General features: G+C 73.2%; 1 protein-coding gene. It reads right to left on the bottom strand.

Going from position 1 to position 23,937, the window contains the following annotated elements; all coding sequences use genetic code 11:
* Entirely contained in the window at positions 1-23,835 is a 23,835-nt protein-coding gene (locus ACZ4U1_RS01270) for a non-ribosomal peptide synthase/polyketide synthase (protein WP_467898034.1), read from the bottom strand.
* Positions 23,836-23,937 lie beyond the last annotated feature (102 nt).

Below are 23,937 nucleotides of genomic sequence, written 5' to 3'. Positions count from 1 at the left end.
TCAGTCCTCCTGGTTGCGGGGCGGGGTGTCACCGGTGGCCTCGGCGAGCTTGGCGGCCAGGATCGGTCCGATCTGGGCCAGCGAGCCGGCTTGGGTCATCCGGTCGTGCCGGGTGGTGATGTCGTGCGACTCGATCCGGCCGGTGACGTACGGGCGCCAGGTTCCGGGCCCGGCGTTGTCCTCGCCCCGGTCGATCGTGGAGTTGAACAGCAGCAGGTCTCCGTCGAACTTGCCGGGGGCGAAGTCGACCGCCAGCTTCGCGTTGTTGATCATGATCTGGACGACGACCTCCACCTGCTGCCCTGTCAGGCCGGCCAGCGCGCTGCCCCGCTCGCGCAGGATCTCGGCGACCTCGCCGTAGGTCAGCGGCCGGTCGCCCAGCTCGTCCAGGTTGCAGTCGAGCACACCGACGAGAACGTCCCGCTCGGTGGGCACGGGTACCTCCTCGAACGCCACGTCCTTCACCGGATAGGCGTCGAGAATCGCCAGCAGCGCGGTCCGCTCGCCCTGTGCTTGCAGCTCGCAGGCGATCGCGTGGGCGATCAGCCCGCCGGCGGACCAGCCGAGCAGCAGATACGGGCCCTCGGGCTGGATCTTGCGGATCTGGTGGGCGTAGTCGGCCGCCATCTCCTCGAAGGACGTCGGCAGGGGTTCGGGGCGGCCGAGGCCGCGCGCCTGGAGCGCGTAGACCGGGTACTCGGAACCGATGTGGTTCAGGAGCCCGCTGTACGACCAGCTGATGCCGCCGCCGGGGTGGATGCAGAACAGCGGTGTCCGGCACCCGGTCGTGCGCAGTGGCAGCACGACGTCCAACGCGTCGTCGGGATCGTTCATGACCAGGCGCTCCGTGAGTCCGGCCACGGTCGGCGCCTCGAACAGCGTGCGCAGGCCCACCTCGACGCCGAGGGTCTCGCGGATGCGGGAGACCAGGCGGGCGGCGAGCAGCGAGTGCCCGCCCAGGTCGAAGAAGCTGTCGTCGATGTGCACCTGTTCCCGGCCGAGCACCTGGGCGAACAGGTCGCACAGCAGTTGCTCCTGCGGTGTCCGGGGGCCGCGTCCGGCGCCCGGCGCACCGTAATCCGGGGCCGGCAGGGCGGCCCGGTCCAGCTTGCCGTTGGCGGTCAACGGCAGCGCGTCCAGGGTGACGAACGCGGACGGCACCATGTACTCGGGCAGTTCCCGACGCAGCCGGTCGGACAGCTCGCCGGCCTCGGGGGCACCCTCGGGAGCGGGGACCAGGTAGGCGACGAGCCGCTTGTCGTCCGGCTGGTCCTCGCGGACGACGACGGCCACCTGGGCGACGCCCGGGCAGCCCGCGAGCACCGCCTCGATCTCGCCGGGTTCGACCCTGAAGCCGCGCAGCTTCACCTGGTGGTCGGCCCGTCCGGCGAACTCCAGCGTGCCGTCGGCCAGCCACCACGCCAGGTCGCCGGTGCGGTACATCCGGCTCCCGGCCGGCCCGTACGGATCGGCGGTGAACCGCTGTACCGTCAGGCCGGGCCGGCCGGCGTAGCCCCGCGCCACGCCCACCCCCGCGAGGTACAGCTCGCCGACCACGCCCGGCGGCACCGGCCGCAGCGCCGCGTCGAGCACATAGGCGCGCATGTTCGTCATCGGCCGGCCGATCGGCACGGTCGCGGCGTGCTCGGAGAGGGTGTGCACCGGGTGGCAGGTGGCCAGGGTCGTGGCCTCGGTGGGCCCGTAGCCGTTCACCACCGTGATACCGGGGCAGGTGGCCAGCACCCGAGCGACGGCCGCCGGGGAGACCACGTCACCGCCGGTCCACACCTCGCGGACCCCTGCGAGCAGCTCCGGCCGCTCCTCGGCGACCAGGCGGAACAAGCCGGCCGTCAGCCACAGTCCGGTCACCCGATGCTCGCCGACCACCTGGTGCAGCAGGTCGAGATCGAGCCGCCCGGGCGGTGCGACCACGATCCGGCCGCCGCCGAGCAGGGGCACCCAGTGCTCGTACGTCGAGAGGTCGAACGCGGTGGGGGAGTGCAGCAGCACCCGCTCGTGTCCGCCGTCGCGCCAGCAGGGGGTCAGGGCGTGGGCCACCACGTCGCGGTGGGTGACAGCCACACCCTTCGGCCGCCCGGTCGAGCCGGAGGTGTACATCACGTACGCCAACTGCTCCGGACGGCAGAGCACTTCAGGGTCGGAGGAGTCGGACTCGGCCTGGATCAGCGCGGTCAGCACGTCCTCGGTGAGGACCAGCGAGGCCCCAACCTCCTGGAGGATCAGGTCGATGCGGGACTGCGGGAAGCGCGAGTCGAGGGGCACGTAGGCGCCGCCCGCCTTGATGATCGCCAGGATCGCCACGACCAGATCCGCCGAACGCTCCAGCAGTACCGCGACCGGCGTCTCCCGCTCCACGCCCTGGCGGATCAGTGCCCGCGCGAGGCGGTTGGCCCGCAGGTCGAGTTGCCGATAGGTCAGCTCCGTGCCGCTCGCCACGACGGCCACCGCGTCCGGGGTGGCTCGCACCTGACGGGTGAACAGCTCCGGCAGCGCGGCCTCGGGCAGTTCGGCGGCGGTGTCGTTCCACTCGTACAGCAGCCGGTGGCGCTCTTCGTCGGACATGATGTCGATCCGGCTGATCGGCCGGTCGGGGTCGGCGACCACCGCGCGCAGCAGCCGCGCCCAGCGGGCGAACAGCAGCTCCACGGTGCCCGGGTCGAACAGATCGGTGGCGTACTCCACCGCACCGACCATGCCGTCGAGGCTGCCGTCCGGGCGGTACTGCTCGGCCAGGCTGAACGTCAGGTCGACCCGTGCGGTGCCCGTCGGTGCCTCCAGGTAGCCGGCCGACAGCCCCGGCAGCGAGAACTCGCCCACCGGCGCGTTCTGCAGGGCCAGCATGATCTGGAACAGCGGGTGGTGCGACAGCGACCGGGCCGGGTTGACCACCTCGACCAGGTACTCGAACGGCACGTCCTGATGGGCGTACGCGGACAGCGCCTTGTGCCGTACCCGGCCGAGCAGTTCGGCGAAACCGGGGTCGCCGCTCGTGTCCGTGCGCAGCACCAGGGTGTTGACCATGAACCCGACAAGGTCGTCCAGCGCCTGGTCGGTGCGCCCGGCGATGGGGCTGCCGATCGGGATATCGGTGCCGGCGCCGAGCCGGGTGAGCAGCGCGGCGAGGCCGGCCTGGAGCACCATGAACACGCTGGCACCGCGCGTGGTCGCCAGGTCCCGCAGCGCCTGGTGCAGTTCGGCGTCCAGCCGGACGGCGAGCCGGCCGCCCCGCTGGGAGGCCACCGCCGGCCGCGGGCGGTCCGTGGGCAGATTCAGCCGCTGTGGCAGCCCGGTCAGTTCCTCGCTCCAGTAGGCGAGTTGCCGGGCGAACAGGCTTTCCGGGTCGGTGGCCTCACCGAGCAGATCGCGCTGCCATCGGGTGTAGTCGGCGTACTGCACCGGCAGCGGGGACCACGGCGGTTCCTCGCCTCGGCAGCGGGAGGCGTAGGCCGTCGCCAGGTCGCGGGAGAGCGGGCCCATCGACCAGCCGTCGGCAGCGATGTGGTGCACCACGAGCAGCAGCACATGCCGGTCGGAGGCGAGCGCGTAGAGCTCCGCGCGGACCGGAGGCTCCGCGGCCAGGTCGAAGCCGCGCTGCGCCCCCTCCGCCAGCCGGCCGGGCAGCCGCACGTCATCGAGTTCGATGACCGGCAGCTCGGGGCGGGCCTCGTCCGCGCTCAGCACGAGCTGGTACGGCACGCCGTCGGCTTCCCGCAGGACCGTCCGCAGGCTCTCGTGCCGGGCGACCACGTCGGCGAGCGCGGCGTGCAGCGCCGCCCGGTCCAGTTCGCCGTCCAGGCGCAGCGCGAGCGGCATGTTGTAGGTGGCGCTCGGCCCGTCCATGCGGTGCAGGAACCACAGCCGTTGCTGGGCGAAGGAGAGCGGGATCCTCGCGGGGCGCGGACGCGCCGTCAGCGCGGGCCGCTGGGTGACCGAACCGTCGAGGCGGGCCGCCAGGGCGGCCACGGTCGGGTGCTCGAAGAGCGTGCGGACCTCCAGCTCCGCGCCGAAGGCCGCCCGGACCCGGGAGGCCAGGCGGGTCGCCAGCAGGGAATGCCCGCCGAGGTCGAAGAAGCTGTCGTCGACACCGACCCTGGGCAGCCCGAGCACGTCGGCGAAGAGATCCGCGAGCAGTTGTTCCTGCGGGGTGCGCGGCGCCCGCCCCCTCGCTGCCGACCCCAGGTCGGGGGCGGGCAGTGCGCGGCGGTCGACCTTGCCGCTGGCGGTCAGCGGCAGTGCGTCCAGGACGACGATGGCCGACGGCACGAGGTAGTCGGGCAGCCGGTCGCGCAGCCGTTCGCGGACCGCGCCGGCGAGGGCGCCCGTGGCGCGGCTGCCGGTGGGGCGGTTGGTGAGCGAGGACAGCGCGGTGCCGGACGGCCGCAGCGGCCGGTAGGCCTCGACGGGGGCGTCTCCCGGTACGCCGCCGATGACGACGTCCAGCGCGTCGGGCGCGTCGGCCGACCAGGTGACGTGCACCCGGCGGCCGAGTTGTTCGCCCAGCTCACGGAAGTCCTCCGGGTCGGGCAGATCGCCGCAGTCCGGGCCGTGCAGCCGGTCCAGCAGTTCGGCGAGCGTGCCCTCCCCGTTCTGCACAGCGCGGGCCAGTGCCGCCTCGCGGGCGACGCGCCGGTTCGGCACACCGGTGATGCGCACCGGGTCCGAGCCGGGCCGGGCGAGCAGCTCGCGCACCGCCGCGAGGTCGGCGACGTCTCGGCCCCACGTCAGCTCCCGCGGCGCGGCCGACGCCGCCGGGCCGGCCGACTGGTCGTGCAGCGTGACGTCGTAGCGGTAGCGGGTGAGTTCGTTGTGGTGCCGGCCGCGCTTGACCTCCACGGCCACGGCCCCGGCGATGCCGCGGTCGCGCAGGACGGTGAAGAAGTCCGGGTCGACCAGGAGTTCCTTCTCCAGCACAAGGGCCTGCTCCACGGCACGGCGCACCGAGGACAGGTCGGCGCCGTCGTCGGCCCGGTGGAGCTGGACGGCCGTCGCCAGCGGGCGCAGCAGCCGCAGGTTGCGGACATCGCCGACGAAGAGCGCGCCGCCGGGGGCGAGCAGCCGCATGAGCCGGTCGATCACGTCCGCGAGGTAGTCGGCGGACGGGAAGTACTGCACCACCGAGTTCATCACGATGGTGTCGAACCGACCGACCGGCAGCCCGTCCGTGTCGTGCGCCGGGCGGGTCTGCAGCACCACACGCTCGGCCAGCTGCTCCTCGCGCGCCACTTGGGCGGCCAGCGCGTCGATCGCGGTGGCGGAGAAGTCGGTCGCCCAGTAGTCCTCGCAGTGGGGTGCGATCTGCGACAGGAGCAGGCCGGTGCCGACGCCGACCTCCAGCACCCGGCGGGGGCGCAGGGCCACAATGCGCGCCACGGTGGCGTCCCGCCACTCCCGCATCTGCTCGAGCGGGATCGGGCAGGCGTCGTAACTGCTGTTCCAGCCGACGAAGTTCTGGCCGAACGAGGCTTCCTCGCGAGCGATGGGCAGGGTGTCGTAGATGTCCCGCCACTCGCTCACGTGATCCGCTTCGAGGCCGCTGTCCCGGGCCGCTTCCTGGCGCGGGACGACGTAGCCGACGAGTCGGTCGTCCTGCGCGAGGACGGCGGCCTGGGCGACGGCGGGGTGCTCGGCCAGGGCCGCCTCGACCTCACCGAGTTCGACCCGGAAGCCGCGCACCTTGACCTGGTCGTCGTGGCGGCCGACGTACTCCAGGTCACCGTCGGCGCGCCAGCGCACCAGGTCGCCGGTGCGGTACATGCGTTCGCCGTCCGTGCCGAACGGGCAGGCGACGAACCGTCCGGCCGTCAGTCCCGGCCGGTTCAGGTACCCGCGCGCCAGGCCCGCCCCCGCGACGTACAACTCCCCGGCGACACCCGGCGGCACCGGCCGCAGCCGCTCGTCCAGGACGTACACCCGGGCGTTGGAGATCGGTCCGCCGATCGGCGGCACGCCCGACCCCGGCGTGAGAGGGGCGCTCATGGTCGCGCACACCGTCGTCTCCGTCGGACCGTAGGCGTTGATCATCCGACGGCCCGGTGCCCAGCGGTCCACCAGCTCCGCAGGGCAGGCCTCACCCGCCACCACCAGGGTGGACACCGCCAGCGCGTCCTGCGGCACGGTGGCCAGGAGGGACGGGGGCACGGTCACGTGGGTGACCGCGAGGTCCGGGTCGGTCAGCGCGGCGACCGGGTCCGCCGCGGGGGGCAGCACCAGGGCCGCGCCGCACAGCAGGGCGGTGAAGACCTCCGACACCGAAGCGTCGAAGCTGGGCGAGGCGAACTGGAGGACGCGGCTGTCGGGCTCGATCGCGAACCGCTCGATCTGGGCGGTGACCAGACTCGCCACGCCGCCATGGGCGACGATGACACCTTTGGGTCGGCCGGTCGAGCCCGAGGTGTAGATCACGTAGGCGGGATGCCGGACGTCGAGGGTGATCTGCGGATCGGTGTCCGGCCAGTCTCCCTCGGTGACCATGGCCGGGTCGTCGACGACCACGGTGGGGCGGGCGTCGTCCAGCATGAACGTGATCCGTGAGCGGGGGTAGGCCGGGTCCACCGGCAGGTACGCGGCCCCGGCCTTCAGTACGCCCAGGACGGCCACGACGGACTCCAGTGACCGTGGCAGGGCCACCGCCACGATCTGCTCCGGGCCCACGCCGCGGGCGATCAGCGCGTGCGCGAACCGGTTCGCCCGGGCGTTGAGCTGGGTGTACGTCAACTCGGTCTGGCCGTGGACCAGCGCGATCGCGTCCGGCGTCGCCGCCACCTGCGCCGCGAACGCCTCCGGCACCGGTACGGCGCCCACCTCACGGGTGGTCGCGTTGCCGCGCTCCAGCAGCCGGTGCCGCTCGTCGGCGTCGAGGAGGTCGATCCCACCGATCGGCTGCGCCGGGTCGGCGGTGACCGCCTCCAGCAGGAGCGTCCAGCGCCGGGCGAGGGCGGCGACCGTGTCCCGGTCGAACAGGTCGGTGGCGTACTCCACCACGCCGACGATCCCGGCCGGGCTGCCGTCCGGCCCGAACTGTTCGGCGAGGTTCACACCGAGGTCGAACTTGGCTGTCCCGGTGGCCACCGCGTAGGTGGTGACGTCCAGGCCGGGCAGCGAGAAACGGCCCATCGGCGCGTTCTGCACGGCCAGGATGGTCTGGAACAGTGGGTGGTGGGACAGGGACCGGGACGGGTTCAGTACCTCCACCAGGTGCTCGAACGGTACGTCCTGGTGGGCGAACGCCGAGAGTGCCGTCTCCCGTACCCGCCCCAGCAGTTCGGCGAATGTCGGATCGCCGCTCGTGTCGGTGCGCAGCACCAGGGTGTTCACGAAGAACCCGACCAGGTCGTCCAGTGCCTCGTCCGTACGGCCCGCGATCGGGCTTCCGATCGGGATGTCCGTGCCCGCGCCCAGTCGCGTGTACAGCGCGGCGAGGCCCGCCTGGAGCACCATGAACAGACTGGTGCCGGTGCGCCGCGCCAACTCCACGAGCGCCGCGTGCAGTTCGGCACTCAACTCCAGGCCGACCTGGTCCCCGTGCCAGCGGGCGACGGCCGGCCGCGCCCGGTCGGTGGGCAGCTGGAGCAGCTCCGGCAGGTCGGACAACTGCCGTTTCCAGTAGTCGAGCTGCTCGGCGAACCGGCTCTCCGGGTCGGCGGCGTCACCGAGCAGGTCGCGCTGCCACAGCGTGTAGTCGGCGTATTGCACCGGAAGGACCGGCCAGCTCGGTGCGCGCCCCTCGCACCGGGCGGCGTACGCCTCGGCCAGGTCGCGGGCCAGCGGGCCGGTGGACCAGCCGTCACCGGCGATGTGGTGCATCACCAGTAGCAGCACATGCTCCTGCGGCGCGAGCGCGAAGAGCTGAGCCCGCAGTGGCGGTTCCACCGCCAGGTCGAAGGGCTGCCGGGCGAACTCGGCGAGCAGCTCCGGCAGTTCGGCCTCCGATGCCTCGGTGGACCGTACCCGTGGCCGGGCCGCACCCGGGGCCAGGACATGCTGGCACGGTACGCCGTCGACCTCCGGGAACACCGTCCGCAGGCTCTCGTGCCGGGCCACCACGTCGCAGAGCGCCTCGTCCAGCGCCGCCGCGTCGAGTGTCCCGGTCAGCCGGAGTGCCAGCGGGATGTGGTACGTCGCGGCGGTGCCGTCCATGCGGTGCAGGAACCAGAGCCGGCGCTGGGCGAAGGAGAGCGGTACCGCGTCCGGACGCACGTGTGCCGTGAGCGCCGGGCGGGCGCGGCCGGCCTCGGCCAACGCCTCGGCCACCCCCGCCGCGGTGGGCGCCTGGAAGAGCGCGCGCAACCCGAGCTCCACACCGAGCACCGAACGAATCCGTGCGACCAGCCGGGTGGCGAGCAGGGAGTGCCCGCCCAGGTCGAAGAAGTCGTCGTCGACCCCGACCCGCGGAGCGCCCAGCACCTCGGCGAACAGCTCGCACAGGATCTGCTCCTGGGGCGTACGCGGAGCCCGGCCCGTCCCCGCGGTGACCGACTCGGGCGCGGGCAGCGCCGCTCGGTCCAGCTTTCCGTTCGGCGTCAGCGGCAGCACGTCCAGGAGCACGAACGCCGACGGCACCAGGTAGTCGGGCAGGCGGTCGCGCAGGTACGCCGTCAGCTCCGCCGGACGTACGACCGCGTCGGGACGCGCTGCCACATAGCCGACGAGCCGGTCGTCCCGCGCGAGGACGGCGGCCTGGGCGACGGCGGGGTGCTCGGCCAGGGCCGCCTCGATCTCACCGAGCTCGATGCGGAAGCCGCGCACCTTCACCTGCTGGTCGGCGCGGCCGACGTACTCCAGGTCACCGTCGGCGCGCCGGCGCACCAGGTCGCCGGTGCGGTACATGCGTTCGCCGTCCGTGCCGAACGGGCAGGCGACGAACCGTCCGGCCGTCAGTCCCGGCCGGTTCAGGTACCCGCGTGCCAGGCCCGGCCCCGCGACGTACAACTCTCCCACCGCGCCCGGCGGCACGATGCGCAGGCGCTCGTCCAGCACGTACACCCGGAAACCCGCGACCGGTCGGCCGATCGGCGGGAGGCCCGACCCCGGCGAGAGAGGATCGCTCATGGTCGCGCACACCGTCGTCTCCGTCGGACCGTACGCGTTGATCATCCGGCGTCCGACCGCCCACCGGGACACCAGCTCCGGCGCACACGCTTCACCCGCCACCACCAGGGTGGCAACCGTGACATCGGCGCCGTCGAGCGCCGCCAGGGCCGAGGGCGGCAGCGTCACATGGGTGACGTCGAGCCGGCGGTCCGTCAGAGCCGCCAGCGGGTCCTCGACCGGGGCCAGGACGAGGGCGGCACCGGTGAGCAGGGCGCTGCACAGGTCCCAGAACGACGCGTCGAAGCTGGGCGAGGCGAACTGGAGCACCCGACCGCCCGGCGCCACACCGAGCCGCTCGACCTGCGCCGCCACCAGGCCCCGCACACCGGCGTGGCTCACCATGACGCCTTTGGGTCGGCCGGTCGAGCCCGAGGTGTAGATCACGTAGGCGGGATGCCGGACGTCGAGGGTGATCTGCGGATCGGTGTCCGGCCAGTCTCCCTCGGTGACCATGGCCGGGTCGTCGACGACCACGGTGGGGCGGGCGTCGTCCAGCATGAACGTGATCCGTGAGCGGGGGTAGGCCGGGTCCACCGGCAGGTACGCGGCCCCGGCCTTCAGTACGCCCAGGACGGCCACGACGGACTCCAGTGACCGTGGCAGGGCCACCGCCACGATCTGCTCCGGGCCGACGCCGCGGGCGATCAGCGCGTGCGCGAACCGGTTCGCCCGGGCGTTGAGCTGGGTGTACGTCAACTCGGTCTCGCCGTGGACCAGCGCGATCGCGTCCGGCGTCGCCGCCACCTGCGCCGCAAGCATCTCCGGCAGGCTCATGGCGGCAGCCCCGCTCTCAGCGGCGGGAAGGAGCGCGCGGCGCTCGTCGTCGGACAGCAGATCGATCCCGCCGATCGGTCGGTCCGGAGCGGCCGCGACCGCGGCCAGCAGCCTGGTCCACCGGGCGAAGAGGGCCTCCACGGTCGAGCGGTCGAACAGGTCGGTGCTGTACTCCACCGCTCCGCTCAGCCCGGCCGGAGCGCCGTCGGACCCGTGCTGCTCCGCCAGGCCGAAGGTCAGGTCGAGCCGCGAGGTCCCGGTGGGCACGGCCATGCCGGTGGCCCTCAGGCCGGGCAGTTCGAAGTCGCCGCCCGGCGCGTTCTGTACGACCAGCCCCGTCTGGAACAGTGGGTGGTGGGACAGGGACCGGGACGGGTTCAGTACCTCCACCAGGTGCTCGAACGGTACGTCCTGGTGGGCGAACGCCGAGAGTGCCGTCTCCCGTACCCGCCCCAGCAGTTCGGCGAATGTCGGATCGCCGCTCGTGTCGGTGCGCAGCACCAGGGTGTTCACGAAGAACCCGACCAGGTCGTCCAGTGCCTCGTCCGTACGGCCCGCGATCGGGCTTCCGATCGGGATGTCCGTGCCCGCGCCCAGTCGCGTGTACAGCGCGGCGAGGCCCGCCTGGAGCACCATGAACAGACTGGTGCCGGTGCGCCGCGCCAACTCCACCAGTGCCGCGTGCAGTTCGGCGTCGATCCGCACGTCCAGCAGGTCACCGCGGTACGACATGGCGGCCGGACGCGGCCGGTCGACGGGCAGGTGCAGCTGGTCGGGCAGCCCGGCCAGCGCCTCGGTCCAGTAGGCGACCTGGCGGGCGAACACACTGTCCGCGTCCTGCTCGTCGCCGAGGATCTCGTGCTGCCACAGGGTGTAGTCGCCGTACGTCACCGGCAGCGGAGGCCATGCGGGGGCCTCACCACCCCGCCGGGCGGTGTAGGCCGTGGCCAGGTCGCGGGCCAGCGGGCCCATGGACCAGCCGTCACCGGCGATGTGGTGCAGCACCAGCAGCAGCACGTGCTCCTGCGGCTCGATCTCGAACAGCTCCGCCCGCAGCGGGAGTTCCGACGTCAGGTCGAATCCCCGCACCGCCGCCTCGCGCAGCAGGGCCGGAACCTCCGCCTCCTCGGCCGCGCGCACGGTCAGCGGGACAGTGACCTCGGTGGAGTCCAGCACCCGCTGGTGCGGAACGCCGGCGGTGTGCGGGAAGACCGTGCGCAGGGTCTCGTGCCGGGACACCACGTCGGCGAGCGCGCCACTCAGCGCGGCCCGGTCGAGGTCGCCGGACAGCCGCAGGGCGAGCGGCATGTGGTAGGTGGCGCTCGGCGTCCCGAACTGCTGGAGGAACCAGAGCCGGCGTTGCGCGAACGACAGCGGCATGGGCTCGCGGCGGGGCCGGGGGACCAGGGCCTGCCGCGCGGTGCCGGCGTCATGCAGCCCGGCCGCGAGTCCGGCGGGCGTGGGCGTCCGGAACAGGCTGCGCAGTTCCAGCTCGACGCCGAGGGTCGCCCGGACCCGCGAGACGAGGCGGGTGGCGAGCAGGGAGTGGCCGCCCAGGTCGAAGAAGTCGTCGTCGACCCCCGCCTGGGGCAGGCCGAGCACCTCGGCGAACAGCTCGCACAGGATCTGCTCCTGCGGCGTGCGCGGCGCGCGGCTGCCGGCGGTCGCGCTCGGCTCCGGCGCGGGCAGTGCCGCCCGGTCCAGCTTCCCGTTCGGTGTCAGCGGCAGCGCGTCGAGCAGCACGAACGCGGACGGCACGAGGTGGTCCGGCACCCGGTCGCGCAGGTACGCCGCCAGCGTCGCCGCGGTCACCCCGGTCCCGGCCAGGGGGACGACGTACGCGACGAGCCGGTCCTCCCGGGCGAGCACCGCCACCTGGGCGACTCCCGGACGCGCGGCCAGTTCGGCCTCGATCTCGCCCGGCTCGATCCGGAAGCCGCGGATCTTCACCTGGTGGTCCGTCCGGCCCGCGAATTCCAGCTCGCCGTCGGCGCGCCAGCGGACCAGGTCACCGGTGCGGTACATCCGCGCGCCGTCCGGGCCGTAGGGGTTGGCGACGAACCGCGCGGCGGTGAGCCCGGGCTGGTTCAGGTAGCCGCGGGCGAGTCCCGTCCCGGCGAGGTACAGCTCGCCCGTCACGCCGGGTGGGACCGGCCGCAGTGCCGCGTCCAGCACGTACACCTGGCAGTTGGCGATCGGTCGGCCGATCGGCACCGGCAGTGGGCAGTCGGCGGGGTCGGCCGGGAGCGGGTAGGCGGTGATCACGTGGGTTTCGGCGGGGCCGTAGTGGTTGTGCAGCTCCCGGCCCGGCCGCCGGGCCTGGAAGCGGCGCAGCGCACCGCCCAGGCGCATGGCCTCGCCGGCCTGCGCGATCAGCCGCAGGTCCGGCAGCTCCAGTCCGCCCTCCTCGGCGGCCTCGGCCAGCGCCTCGATCACCAGGTTGGGCGCGAACAGTTCCTCGACCCCGTGCCGGTCCAGCCAGCGGGCGAACAGCTCGGCACTGCGGCGCTGTTCCTCGGTCGGCACCACGAGGGTCTTGCCGTACAGCAGCGCGGACAGGGTCTCCTGCACCGAGACGTCGAAGCTGATCGCGGTGAACTGAGCGGTGCGCGTGCCGGGTCCGCCACCCACGGACCTGTGGTGCCACGCCAGCAGGTTCAGCAGCCCGCCGGCGGGCATCACCACGGCCTTCGGCCGACCGGTGGAGCCGGAGGTGTAGATGACGTAGGCCGGGTGGCGCGGGTCCACGGCGACGGCCGGATCGCGCTCCGGCAGATCTCCGTCCGGTGTGACGTCCGCGAGGTCGTCGAGCACCACGGCCGGACGCGCGTCCTGAAGCATGTACGCGATACGGGCGGCCGGGTAGTCCGGGTCGACCGGCAGGTACGCCGCACCCGTCTTGAGGACCGCGAGGACGGCGACCACCAGCTCGGCGGAACGCGGCAGCCGCAGGGCGACGACCTGCTCCGGTCCCACCCCGCGCGCGATCAGCGCGTGCGCCAGGCGGTTGGCCCTGCCGTTCAGCTCCCGGTAGGTCAGCACGGTGTCCTCGAACACCACCGCCGGGGCGTCCGGGGTCGCCCGGACCTGGGCCTCGAACAGGGACGGCAGGCCGGTGACGGAAGCCGGGCACGCGGTGTCGTTGCGCACGACCAGCAGCTCGTGCCGCTCCTCGGCGGTGAGCACGTCGATCCCGCTCAGCGGCCGGTCCGGCTCGGCGACCACCGACGCCAGCAGACGCAGCCACCGGGCGACCAGCGCCTCCACCGTGGCGTGGTCGAACAGGTCGGTGCTGTACTCGACCCGCCCGACGATGCCCTCGGCCGGCCCCCCGGTGCCGCCCCGCTCCAGCAGGTGGAAGCCGAGGTCGAACATCGCCGTCGGCGTCCGCACCAGGACGATCTCGGCGGCCAGACCGTCCAGCGCGAACTCGGTGCGGGGCACGTTCTGCAGCGCGAGCAGCACCTGGAACAGCGGCTGGCGCGCGAGCGACCGGGACGGGTTGAGGGCCTCGACGACGTGCTCGAACGGCAGGTCCTGGTGCGCGTACGCGCCCAGAGCGTTCTCCCGGACTCTGCCCAGCAGTTCAGCGAAGGTCGGGTCGCCCGACGTGTCGGTCCGCAGCACCAGGGTGTTGACGAAGAACCCGACGAGGTCGTCCAGGGCCTGGTCGGTCCGGCCGGCGATCAGGCTGCCGACCGGGATGTCCGTGCCCGCGCCGAGCTTGTCCAGCAGCGCCGCCAGTGCGGCCTGCAGCACCATGTAGGCGCTGGCCCCGTGCTCCCGGCCCAGGCGAAGCAGCCCGGCGTGCAGTTCGGCGTCCAGCTCGATCGCGAGGTGGCCGCCGGAATAGGAGGGGGTAGCGGGGCGAGGGCGGTCGGCGGGGAGCCGGATCTGCTCCGGCAGGTTCGCCAACTGCGTGGTCCAGTAGGCCGTTTGGCGGGCGAACAGGCTGTTTTGGTCGGCCGGGTCACCGAGCAGTTGCTGCTGCCACAGGGTGTAGTCGGCGTACTGCACGGGCAGCGGCGCCCACTGCGGCTCCTCGCCCCGGCGGCGCGCCGCGTACGCGAGGGCCAGGTCGGCCGACAGCGGGCCCAGCGACCAGCCGTCACCGGCGATGTGATGGACCACGACCAGCAGCACGTGTACGTCCGGTGCCACCTCGAACAGGTCGGCCCGCAACGGTGGCTCGGAGGCGAGGTCGAATCCGCGCGCCGCGGCTGCCACCAGCAGCTCCGGCAGGTCCGTCTCGTCGGCCGGGGTGGCCCGCAGCTTCGGCCGCACCACCCCGGGGTCCAGCACCTTCTGGAACGGTACGCCGTCCGCAGCCGGGAAGACCGTGCGCAGGCTCTCGTGCCGGTCGATGACGTCGGCGAGCGCCTTCTCCAGGGCCACCCGGTCCAGTGGTCCGGACAGCCGCCACGCCAGCGGCATGTTGTAGACCGCTCCGGCGCCCTCCAGCTGGTCCAGGAACCACAGCCGCCGCTGCGCGGACGACAGCGGCACCAGCTCGGGCCGCTCCGCCCGGCCCAGGGCAAGCCTGGCTCGGCCGGCGTCACCGAGAACGGCGGCCAGCCCGGCCACCGTCGGAGTCCGGAACAGGGTGTGCAGCGCCAGCTCGACGCCCAGGGTCGCCCGGATCCGGGCCACCAGCCGGGTGGCCAGCAGGGAGTGCCCGCCCAGATCGAAGAAGTTGTCGTCGACGCCGACCTGCGTCAGGCCCAGTACTTCGGCGAACAGCCCGGCCAGCACCTGTTCCTGCGGGGTGCGCGGCGCCCTGCCGGCCCGCGCACCGGAGGTGAACTCCGGCTCGGGCAGGGCGTGCCGGTCGAGCTTGCCGTTGGTGGTCAACGGCAAGGCGTCGAGCGCGACGAACGCGGCGGGCACCATGTAGTCCGGCAGCCACGCGCGGAGGTGGGTGCGCAGTTCCTCCGGCCGAAGCTCGGCGCCGGTGGCGGGCACCACGTAGGCGACCAGGCGGGTGTCCTCCGCCTGGCCCTTCCGGGCGATCACCGCGACCTGACCGACCTGCGGGTGTGTGGCCAGCGCCGTCTCGATCTCGCCGGGTTCGATCCGGAAGCCGCGCACCTTCACCTGGTCGTCGGCACGGCCGAGGTACTCCAACTGGCCGTCGGCGCGCCGGCGCACCAGATCCCCGGTGCGGTACATGCGCTCACCTGCCGCACCGAACGGGCAGGCCACGAACCGCCCGGCAGAGAGCCCGGGCCGGTTCAGGTAGCCGCGCGCGAGGCCCGGGCCGGCGACGTACAGCTCCCCGGTCACACCGGGCGGCACCAGGTCCAGCCGCTGGTCCAGCACGTACGCCCGGAACCCGGCGACGGCACGGCCGATCGGCACCGCGCCCGCCCCCGGCGACAGCGGTTCGCTCATCGTCGCGATGACCGTCGTCTCGGTCGGACCGTACGCGTTGATCATCCGGCGTCCCGGCGCCCAGCGTGCCACCAGCTCCGGCGGGCATGCCTCGCCCGCGACCGCCAGCGTCGGCACGGCCACCGCGTCCGGCGACAGCGCCGCCAGCACGGACGGCGGCACCGTCGCATGGGTGAGAGCGAGGCCCGGGTCGGTCAGCGCGGCGACCGGCTCGGCCGCGGGCGCCGGCACCAGAGTGGCACCGGTGAGCAGGGCGCCGCACAGGTCCCACAGCGAGACGTCGAAGCTGGGCGAGGAGAACTGGAGCACCCGGCTGCCCGTGTCGATGCCGAGCCGCTCGACCTGTTCGGCGACCATTCCCCGCAGGCCCGCGTGGCTCACCACCACGCCCTTGGGCCGTCCGGTCGAGCCGGACGTGTAGATCACGTACGCCGAGTGCCGGGCGTCCACCGCAACGGAGGGGTCGGTGTCCGGCCACTCGGACACGTCGGCGACCATCGCCGGGTCGTCGACCACCACGGCCGGCCGTGCGTCCTCCAGCATGAACGCGATCCGCGACTCGGGATACGCCGGATCCACCGGCAGATAGGCGGCTCCCGTCTTCAGGACGCCCAGGACGGCCACCACGAACTCCACCGACCGCGGCAGTACCACCGCCACGATCTGCTCCGGACCCACACCCCGTGCGATCAGTGCGTGCGCGAACCGGTTCGCCCACACATCGAGCTGCCGGTACGTCAACTCCACACCCGGTGCGGCCAGCGCGACCGCCTCGGGCGTCGCCGTCACCTGCGCCGCGAACATCTCCGGCAGGCTCGCGGCGACCGCCCCGCCCTCCACGGCGGGCAGCAGCGCCGCACGCTCCTCGACGGCCAGCAGATCGACGCGGCCGAGCCGCAGCTGCGGGTCGGCGACGGCCGCCCTCAGCAGCCGCACCCAGCGCGCGACGATCGTATCGACGGTGGCCGGATCGTACAGATCGCTCGCGAACTGGACGAACGCGTCGATCCCGTCCGGGGAGCCGTCCCCCGCCTGCCGCTCGGACAGCGAGAAGACCAGGTCGAACTTGGACGTGGTCGAGGTCAGCTCCACCTCGCCGACGCGCAGCCCCGGCGGGGCGAAGTCCGCTCGGGGCGCGTTCTGCAGCACCAGCATGACCTGGAACAGCGGGTGGTGCGCCAGCGACCGCACCGGGTTGAGGGCTTCGACCAGATACTCGAACGGCAGGTCCTGGTGGGCGTACCCGGCCAGTGCGGTCTCCCGCACCCGGCCCAGCAGCTCGGCGAACGTCGGATCGCCCGAGGTGTCGGTACGGAACACCAGGGTGTTGACGAAATAGCCGACCTGCTCGTCGAGCGCCTGGTCGGTCCGGCCGGCGATCGGGCTGCCGATCGGGATGTCGTCGCCCGCACCGAGCTTGCTCAGCAGCGCCGCCAGCCCGGCCTGAAGCACCATGAACAGACTCGTCCCGTGACCGCGCGCCAGCTCGCGCAGACCGCGGTGCAGCCCGGCGTCCAGCCCGGCGCGCACGTAGCCGCCCCGGTGCGAGGCGACCGCCGGGCGGGGCCGGTCGCCGGGCAGCTGGAGCTGATCCGGCAGATCGGCCAGCTGCCCGGTCCAGTAGGCCGCCTGTCGGGCGAACAGGCTCTCGTGGTCGGTGGCGTCGCCGAGCAGCTCATGCTGCCACAGGGAGTAGTCGGCGTACTGGACCGGCAGCTGTGCCCACTGCGGCTCCTCGCCGCGGCAGCGCGCCGCGTAGGCGGCGGTCAGGTCCCGTGTGAGCGGACCCAGCGACCATCCGTCACCCGCGATGTGGTGGAGCACCACCTGGAGCACGTGTTCGTCCGGCGCCAGCCCGAACAGCTCGACACGCAGCGGCAGATCGACCGCCAGATCGAACGGACGAGCCTTCGCGGTCGCCAGCACGCCCGGCAACCCGGCCTCGGTGGTCCGGCTCACCTCCAGCCGCGGGCGGCCCGCCACGACGTCCAGCACCTGCTGGTACGGCACGCCGTCGACCACCGGGAAGACGGTGCGCAGGCTTTCGTGCCGGCCCGCCACGTCCGCCAGGGCGGCTTCCAGAGCCCGCCGGTCCAGGGGGCCGGACAGCCGCCAGGCCAGGGAGATGTGGTAATTCTCGCCGGCACCCTCCAGCTGGTGCAGGAACCAGAGCCGCCGCTGTGCGAACGACAGCGGGATCCGCTCGGGACGGGGACGGGGCACCAACGCCCGCTGCGCCTGGCGGGCACCCGTGAGGGCGGAGGCCACGCCGGCCGGGGTCGGGGCCTCGAACAGGGTGCGCAGCTCCAGCTCCACCCCCAGGGTCGCGCGGACCCGGGCGGCCAGCCGGGTCGCCAGCAGGGAGTGCCCGCCCAGGTCGAAGAAACTGTCCTCGACACCGGCCTCGGCCACCCCGAGGACCTCGGCGAACAGCTCGCACAGGATCTGCTCCTGCGGTGTCCGCGGCGGGCGGCCGGTGTCCGCCGTAGCGGGGCCGGGCGCGGGTGCGGGCAGCGCACGTCGGTCCAGTTTGCCGTTCGCGGTCAGCGGCAGGCTCTCCAGGGTGACGAACGCGGCCGGCACCATGTACTCCGGTAGCCGTTCCCGCAGGTGCTCGCGGAGTTCGGCCGGGCGTGGGGCGGCCCCCGGTGCGGGCACCACGTACCCGACCAGCCGGGTGTCGTCGGCGCGGTCCTGCCGCGCCAGGACGGCGACCTGGGCGACGCCGGGGTGCGCGGCGAGCGCGGCCTCGACCTCGCCGGGTTCGATCCGGAAGCCGCGGACCTTGACCTGGTCGTCTGCCCGGCCCACGAACCGCAGGCTGCCGTCCGCGTACCAGCGCACGACGTCGCCGCTGCGGTACATGCGCGCACCGGCCGGCCCGAACGGGTCGGCCACGAAGCGCCCGGCGGTCAGGCCCGGCCGGTTCAGGTAGCCGCGGGCCAGCCCGGCGCCCGCGACGTACAGCTCGCCCGGCACGCCTGGCGGCACCGGCCGCAGGCGGGTGTCCAGCACGTACGTCCTCAGGTCCGGGATGGCCGCGCCGATCTGGCCGGCGGCGGTGCCGGACCGGTCGAGCGCGGCGTGGGTCACGTGCACGGTGGTCTCGGTGATGCCGTACATGTTGACCAGACGCGGCGCGTCGTCCGGGTGTCGCTCGTACCAGCTCGCCAGCCGCGCGTGCTCCAGCGCCTCGCCGCCGAACACCACGGTGCGCAGGGCGAGCGACCGACCGGTCCGCGGTGCGTCCTCATCCGCCTGCATCAGCTGGTAGAAGGCCGACGGCGTCTGGTTGAGCACCGTCACCCGCTCACGGGCGAGGAGTTCCAGGAACCGGTGGGGCGAGCGGCTGGTCTCGTGGTCCACGACCACCAGCCGGCCGCCGTACAGCAGTGGGCCCCACAGCTCCCACACCGAGAAGTCGAAGGCGTAGGAGTGGAAGAGGGTCCAGACGTCCTCGGCGCAGAAGCCGAACAGCTTCTCGGTGGAGCCGAACAGCCGCACCACGTTCCGGTGCGGGACCACGACGCCCTTGGGATCACCGGTGGACCCGGAGGTGTAGATGACGTAGGCGGGGTGGCCCGGATCGAGGGGGACCTCCGGGTCGGTCTCCGGCAGCCCGCCCAGGTCGGCGGCGTCCAGCAGCAGCCGGTCCACCGGGTCGGAACCCGGCAGTTCGCCGGTGCGGCCCGTCGTCACGAGCAGCGCCGGCCGGGCGTCACGAAGAAGGTAGGCGACCCGGGCGGCAGGATACTGCGGGTCCACCGGAACGTACGCCGCTCCCGCCTTGAGGACCGCGAGGACCGCCACCACCAGCTCGGCCGAGCGCGGCAGGGCCAGCGCCACCAGCTGCTCCGGTCCCACGCCCCGGGCGATCAGGTGGTGCGCAAGCCGGTTGGCCCGGGCGTTCAACTCGCCGTACGTCAGCGTGACGTCGCCGCTCACCACCGCGACCGCCGCCGGGTTCGCCCGTACCCGCTGCTCGAACAGCGCGGTGATGCTGCTCTCCGGCAACTCCCCGCTCCGGCCGCCGACGGCCGGCAGCAGCGCCCGCAGCTCTTCCGCGGACAGCACGTCCACCTGGCCGATCCGCCGGCCGGGGTCGGCCACCACGGCGCGGAGCAGCCGCAGCCACCGCTCGACGATCCCCTCCACGGTGCCCGCGTCGAACAGGTCGGTGCTGTACTCCACCAGGCCCGACAGCCCCTGCGCGCCCGGCTGTTCGGTCAGCATGAACGTCAGGTCGCACTTGGCCGTCCCGGTATGGACCAGGTCGGTCGTCACGCGCAGCCGCGGCAGCTCGAACGTGCCGAGCGGCGCGTTCTGCAACGCGAGCATGCTCTGGAACAGGGGGTGGTGCGCCATCGACCGGGTCGGGTTCAGTGCCTCTACGAGGTGCTCGAACGGCACGTCCTGATGCGCGTACGCGGCCAGCGCGTCGGCGCGCACCCGGCCCAGAAGTTCGGTGAACGTCGGGTCGTCGGAGAGATCGGTACGCAGCACCAGGGTGTTGACGAAGAAACCGACCAGGTCGTCCACGGCCTCGTCGGTGCGTCCGGCGATCGGCGTGCCCACGGGTACGTCGGTGCCCGCGCCCAGCTTGCTCAGCAGGGCGGCCAGCCCGGCCTGGAGCACCATGAAGAGGCTGGCGCCGCCGTCACGGGCGAGCGCGCGCAGGCCCTGGTGCAGTTCGGCGTCGATCCGCAACGGCAGGTGGGCGCCCCGGTGCGACGTCACCGCCGGCCTGGGCCGGTCGAACGGCAGCTCGATCTGCTCGGGAAGGTCCGCCAGCTGCTCCCGCCAGTACACCAGTTGACGGCTCAGCAGGCTGTCCGGGTCGGATTCCTCACCGAGCAGCTCCCGCTGCCAGAGGCTGTAGTCGGCGTACTGCACCGGCAGCGGGGACCACTCCGGCTTCGCCCCTTCGGAGCGCGCCGCGTAGGCGGTCGCCAGGTCCCGCGAGAGCGGCCCCATCGACCAGCCGTCACCGGCGATGTGGTGGACCACGAGCAGCAGTACGTGCTCGTCGGCCCCCAGCCGGAACAGTTCGGCGTGCAGCGGCGGCTCCTGCGAGAGCTCGAAGCCGTGCCGGGCCGCCTCCGCCAGCCGATCCGGCAGGTCGCCCTCGCCGGCCTCGGTCACCCGCAGTCGCGGCCGCGCCTCGTCGACGTCCAGCACCCGCTGGTACGGCACGCCGTCGACCACCGGGAAGACGGTGCGCAGGCTCTCGTGGCGTTCGACCACGTCCGCCAGGGCGGCCTCCACGGCCCGCTGGTCGAGGTCGCCGGACAGCCGCAGCGCCAGCGGGATGTTGTACGTGGCGCCCGGGCCCTCCATGCGGTGCAGGAACCACAACCGGCGCTGCGCGAAGGACAGCGGGATCACCTCGGGACGCTCGCACCGCCCCAGCGCCGGCCGTGCCCGGTCCGCGGCGTCCACCACCGCCGCCAGTTCCGCCACCGTCGGCGCGTCGAACAGGTCGCTCAGCCTCAGCTCCACGCCCAGCGCCGACCGTGCCCTGGCGACCAGCCGGGTGGCCAGCAGTGAATGCCCGCCCAGGTCGAAGAAGCTGTCGTCCGGCCCGGCCTCGGCCACCCCGAGCACCTCGGCGAACAGCCCGGCCAGCAAGTGTTCGGTCCCGGTGCGCGGTGCGCGGCCCGGGGTGGCCGAGGCGTACTCCGGGGAGGGGAGGGCCCGTCGGTCGAGCTTCCGGTTCGGCGTCAGCGGCAGCGCGTCCAGCGTCACGAACGCGGTCGGCACCATGTACTCCGGCAGCCGCTCGCGCAGGTGCTCGCGCAGCGCGGATACGGCCACCGTGGCACCCGCCACCGGCACGACGTAGGCGACCAGCCGGGCGTCCCCTTCGGTACGCACCACAACGGCGGCCTGCGCGACCTGAGGGTGCTCCACGAGCACGGCCTCGACTTCGCCGAGTTCGATCCGGAAGCCCCGCACCTTGACCTGGTCGTCGGTACGGCCGAGGAACTCCAGGTTCCCCTTCGGATCCCACCGCACCAGGTCGCCGGTGCGGTACATCCGCGAGCCGGCCGGCCCGAACGCGTCGGCCACGAAACGCTCGGCGGTCAGACCCGGCCGGTTCAGGTAGCCACGCGCCAGGCCCGCGCCGGCGATGTACAGCTCACCCGCCGCACCCGCGGGCATCGGCCGCAACGCGCCATCCAGCACGTACAGCCGGGTGTTGGCGACCGGCCGGCCGATCACCGGACGCCGGCTCGACTCCAGCGGTGCGACCACCGAGTTCACCGTGCACTCGGACGGACCGTAGAAGTTCTGGCAGGACACCCCGTCGGCCGAGCGCAGCCGCTCCCACAGCCGCTCCGGGAGAGCCTCCCCGCCCGCCGCGACCATCGCGGGACGCCACTGCGGATCGTCCAGCATCCCCTGTGCGACCAGCACGCGGAGGTACGACGGGGTGGCCTCGATGAAGTCGAGCCGATGGCGCCTGGCGTAGCCGACGAAGGCGTCCGGGTCAGTCCAGGTCGCCTGGTCCAGGACGTGCAGCTCGTGACCCGCGAACAGGCTGAGCACCTGGTTCCAGGCCGCGTCGAACGAGACCGACGTGGTCAGGGCCACCCTCAGCCGCTGCCGGTCCACGAGCAGCGGCGGGAACAACGTCTGCTGCTGGTCGGTGACCAGGTTGAGCAGGCCGCCGTGCGTCGACACCACGCCCTTGGGCCGCCCGGTGGAACCGGAGGTGTAGATGACGTACGCCGGATGCTCCGGATGGACGGCCGCTTTCGGGTCCACTGCCGGACAACCCGCCACCATCGCGGCCGTCTCCGGTTCGTCGATCACCAGCCGCTCGGCGGGACCGGCCTCGGGCAGCCGCTCCCGGACACGGGAGTCGGTCACCACCAGGACCGGCCGCGCGTCGCCGAGCATGTACTCGATCCGGGCGGCAGGGTACTCCGGGTCGACCGGGACGTAGGCGGCCCCGGCCTTGAGCACCGCGAGGATCGCCACCACCAGTTCCGCCGAGCGCGGCAGGGCCACCGCGACCAGCCGCTCCGCCCCGACCCCACGGGCGATCAGGGCATGCGCCAGCCGGTTCGCCCGTGCGTCCAGTTCCGCGTACGTCAGTGACGCGTCCGGCCCCACCACCGCGACGGCGTCCGGCGTCGCCCGCACCTGCGCGCGCAGCAGCTCCGGCAGGCTCTCCGCACAGACCCGGGTCACCGGACCGGCGCCCAGCGCCAGCAGCTCACGCTCGTCGTCCGCGGCGAGCAGGCCGATCCGGCCGACCGGCTCCTGCGGGTCGCAGCCCGCGACGGTGTCGATCAGCGCGAGCAGCCGCCTTTGGTGGGCGGCGAGTTCGTCCTCGCTCCAGGTCCCGGGCGCGCCCTTGAGCTCGACCCGGAATTCACTGTCTCCCCGGCAGCCCGTGACCCAGAGGGCCAGCCCGGTGGCCGGATCCGGGAGCAGGTAGCGCAGCGTGGCGGGATGCCCGGCGAAGCTCGGCGGGGAGTCGAAGACCAGGATGTTGACGACGAGCGGGAACGCCTCCCCGGCGGTCCGGGAAACACCGAGGTCCCGGAACAGGCCCTCACTGCGGTAGCGCTGGTGCGCGAGGGCCGCGTCGGCCTCCCGCGCCACCTCGGCGACGAGGTCGTGCCACCGGGTGTCCGGTCGCACCGGCAGGCGCAGGGGCACCACGTTCGCCACGGTGCCGGGCGTGGACAGCAGCGCGCGTTCGGCTCCCTCGCGGCCGGTGACGGGGAGGCCGATCAGCACGTCCCGGTCCCCGGTGAGCCGGTGTGCGTAGAGAGCCGCCGCGGCGATCAGCGGACGGGACCAGTGGACTTGGCTCTGTGCCACCCCCGCTCGCAGCGCGTCCACGCGGAGCACCGCCGGTTCCACCGAGGCGTGCGGGCCGCTCTCACCGCGCGGAGCCCGGCCCGTGAGCCGAGTGGGCTCCGGCCGGTCGGCGAGCCGCTCCGTCCAGTACGACTGATCGGAGGTGAACTGCTGGGAAGCGTGGTAGTGGGCGTCACTGCGGACCAGCTCGGCCAACGAACGGAACGGTGACGGCGAGACCGGGCCGCCCGCGGCCAGCGCCGTGTACATCCGCGTCAACCGCCGCCGGACGAGGGACAGGCCGAATCCGTCCATCACCAGATGGTGGTAGTTCTGGTACAGGAGATGGTGTGTCGGCGAGAGGCTGATCAGCGCGAAGCTGAAGAGCGGGTCACGCGCGAGGTCCAGCGGACGCATCCGGTCCCGGGCCATCCACGCGAGGGCCGCCGCTCGCGGGTCGGGCTCCGCACTCACGTCGAGCAGACGGGGTTCCCAGTCCCATGCCCCACGGACGACCTGAAGCGGTTCCTGCCCGTCGTCGACGAAGCTCACGTGCAGCGCGTCGATCTCGTCGACCACCCTGCGCAGCGCGGCCTCGAAGAGCCGCGCGTCGACCGGGCCGTTGACCTCCAGATAGTCGCCGATGCGGTAGGCGTCGACCGCCGTCCGCGCGCGCTGCTCGGCGAGCCAGATCTCACGCTGGGCCGCCGTCAGGGGAAGGGCATCGCCGTCGCGACGGGACATGGGGGGTACCTCCAAAGTGTGGGCAGGCGTGGTCGCAGGGCGTGCCGGGACACGCCGACCGCGGTGATGTCACGCGGTCGGCGGTCGGGTGGCGCGGCAGCT

The organism is Streptomyces sp. NPDC028928, from assembly GCF_055564915.1.
The sequence above is the reverse complement of the archived record's forward strand: the minus strand, read 5'-3'. Positions and strand labels throughout refer to the sequence as shown.

Coding starts and splice junctions, on each gene's coding strand:
- ACZ4U1_RS01270 (WP_467898034.1), bottom strand. CDS start 23,835: ATGTCCCGTCGCGACGGCGATGCCCTTCCCCTGACGGCGGCCCAGCGT.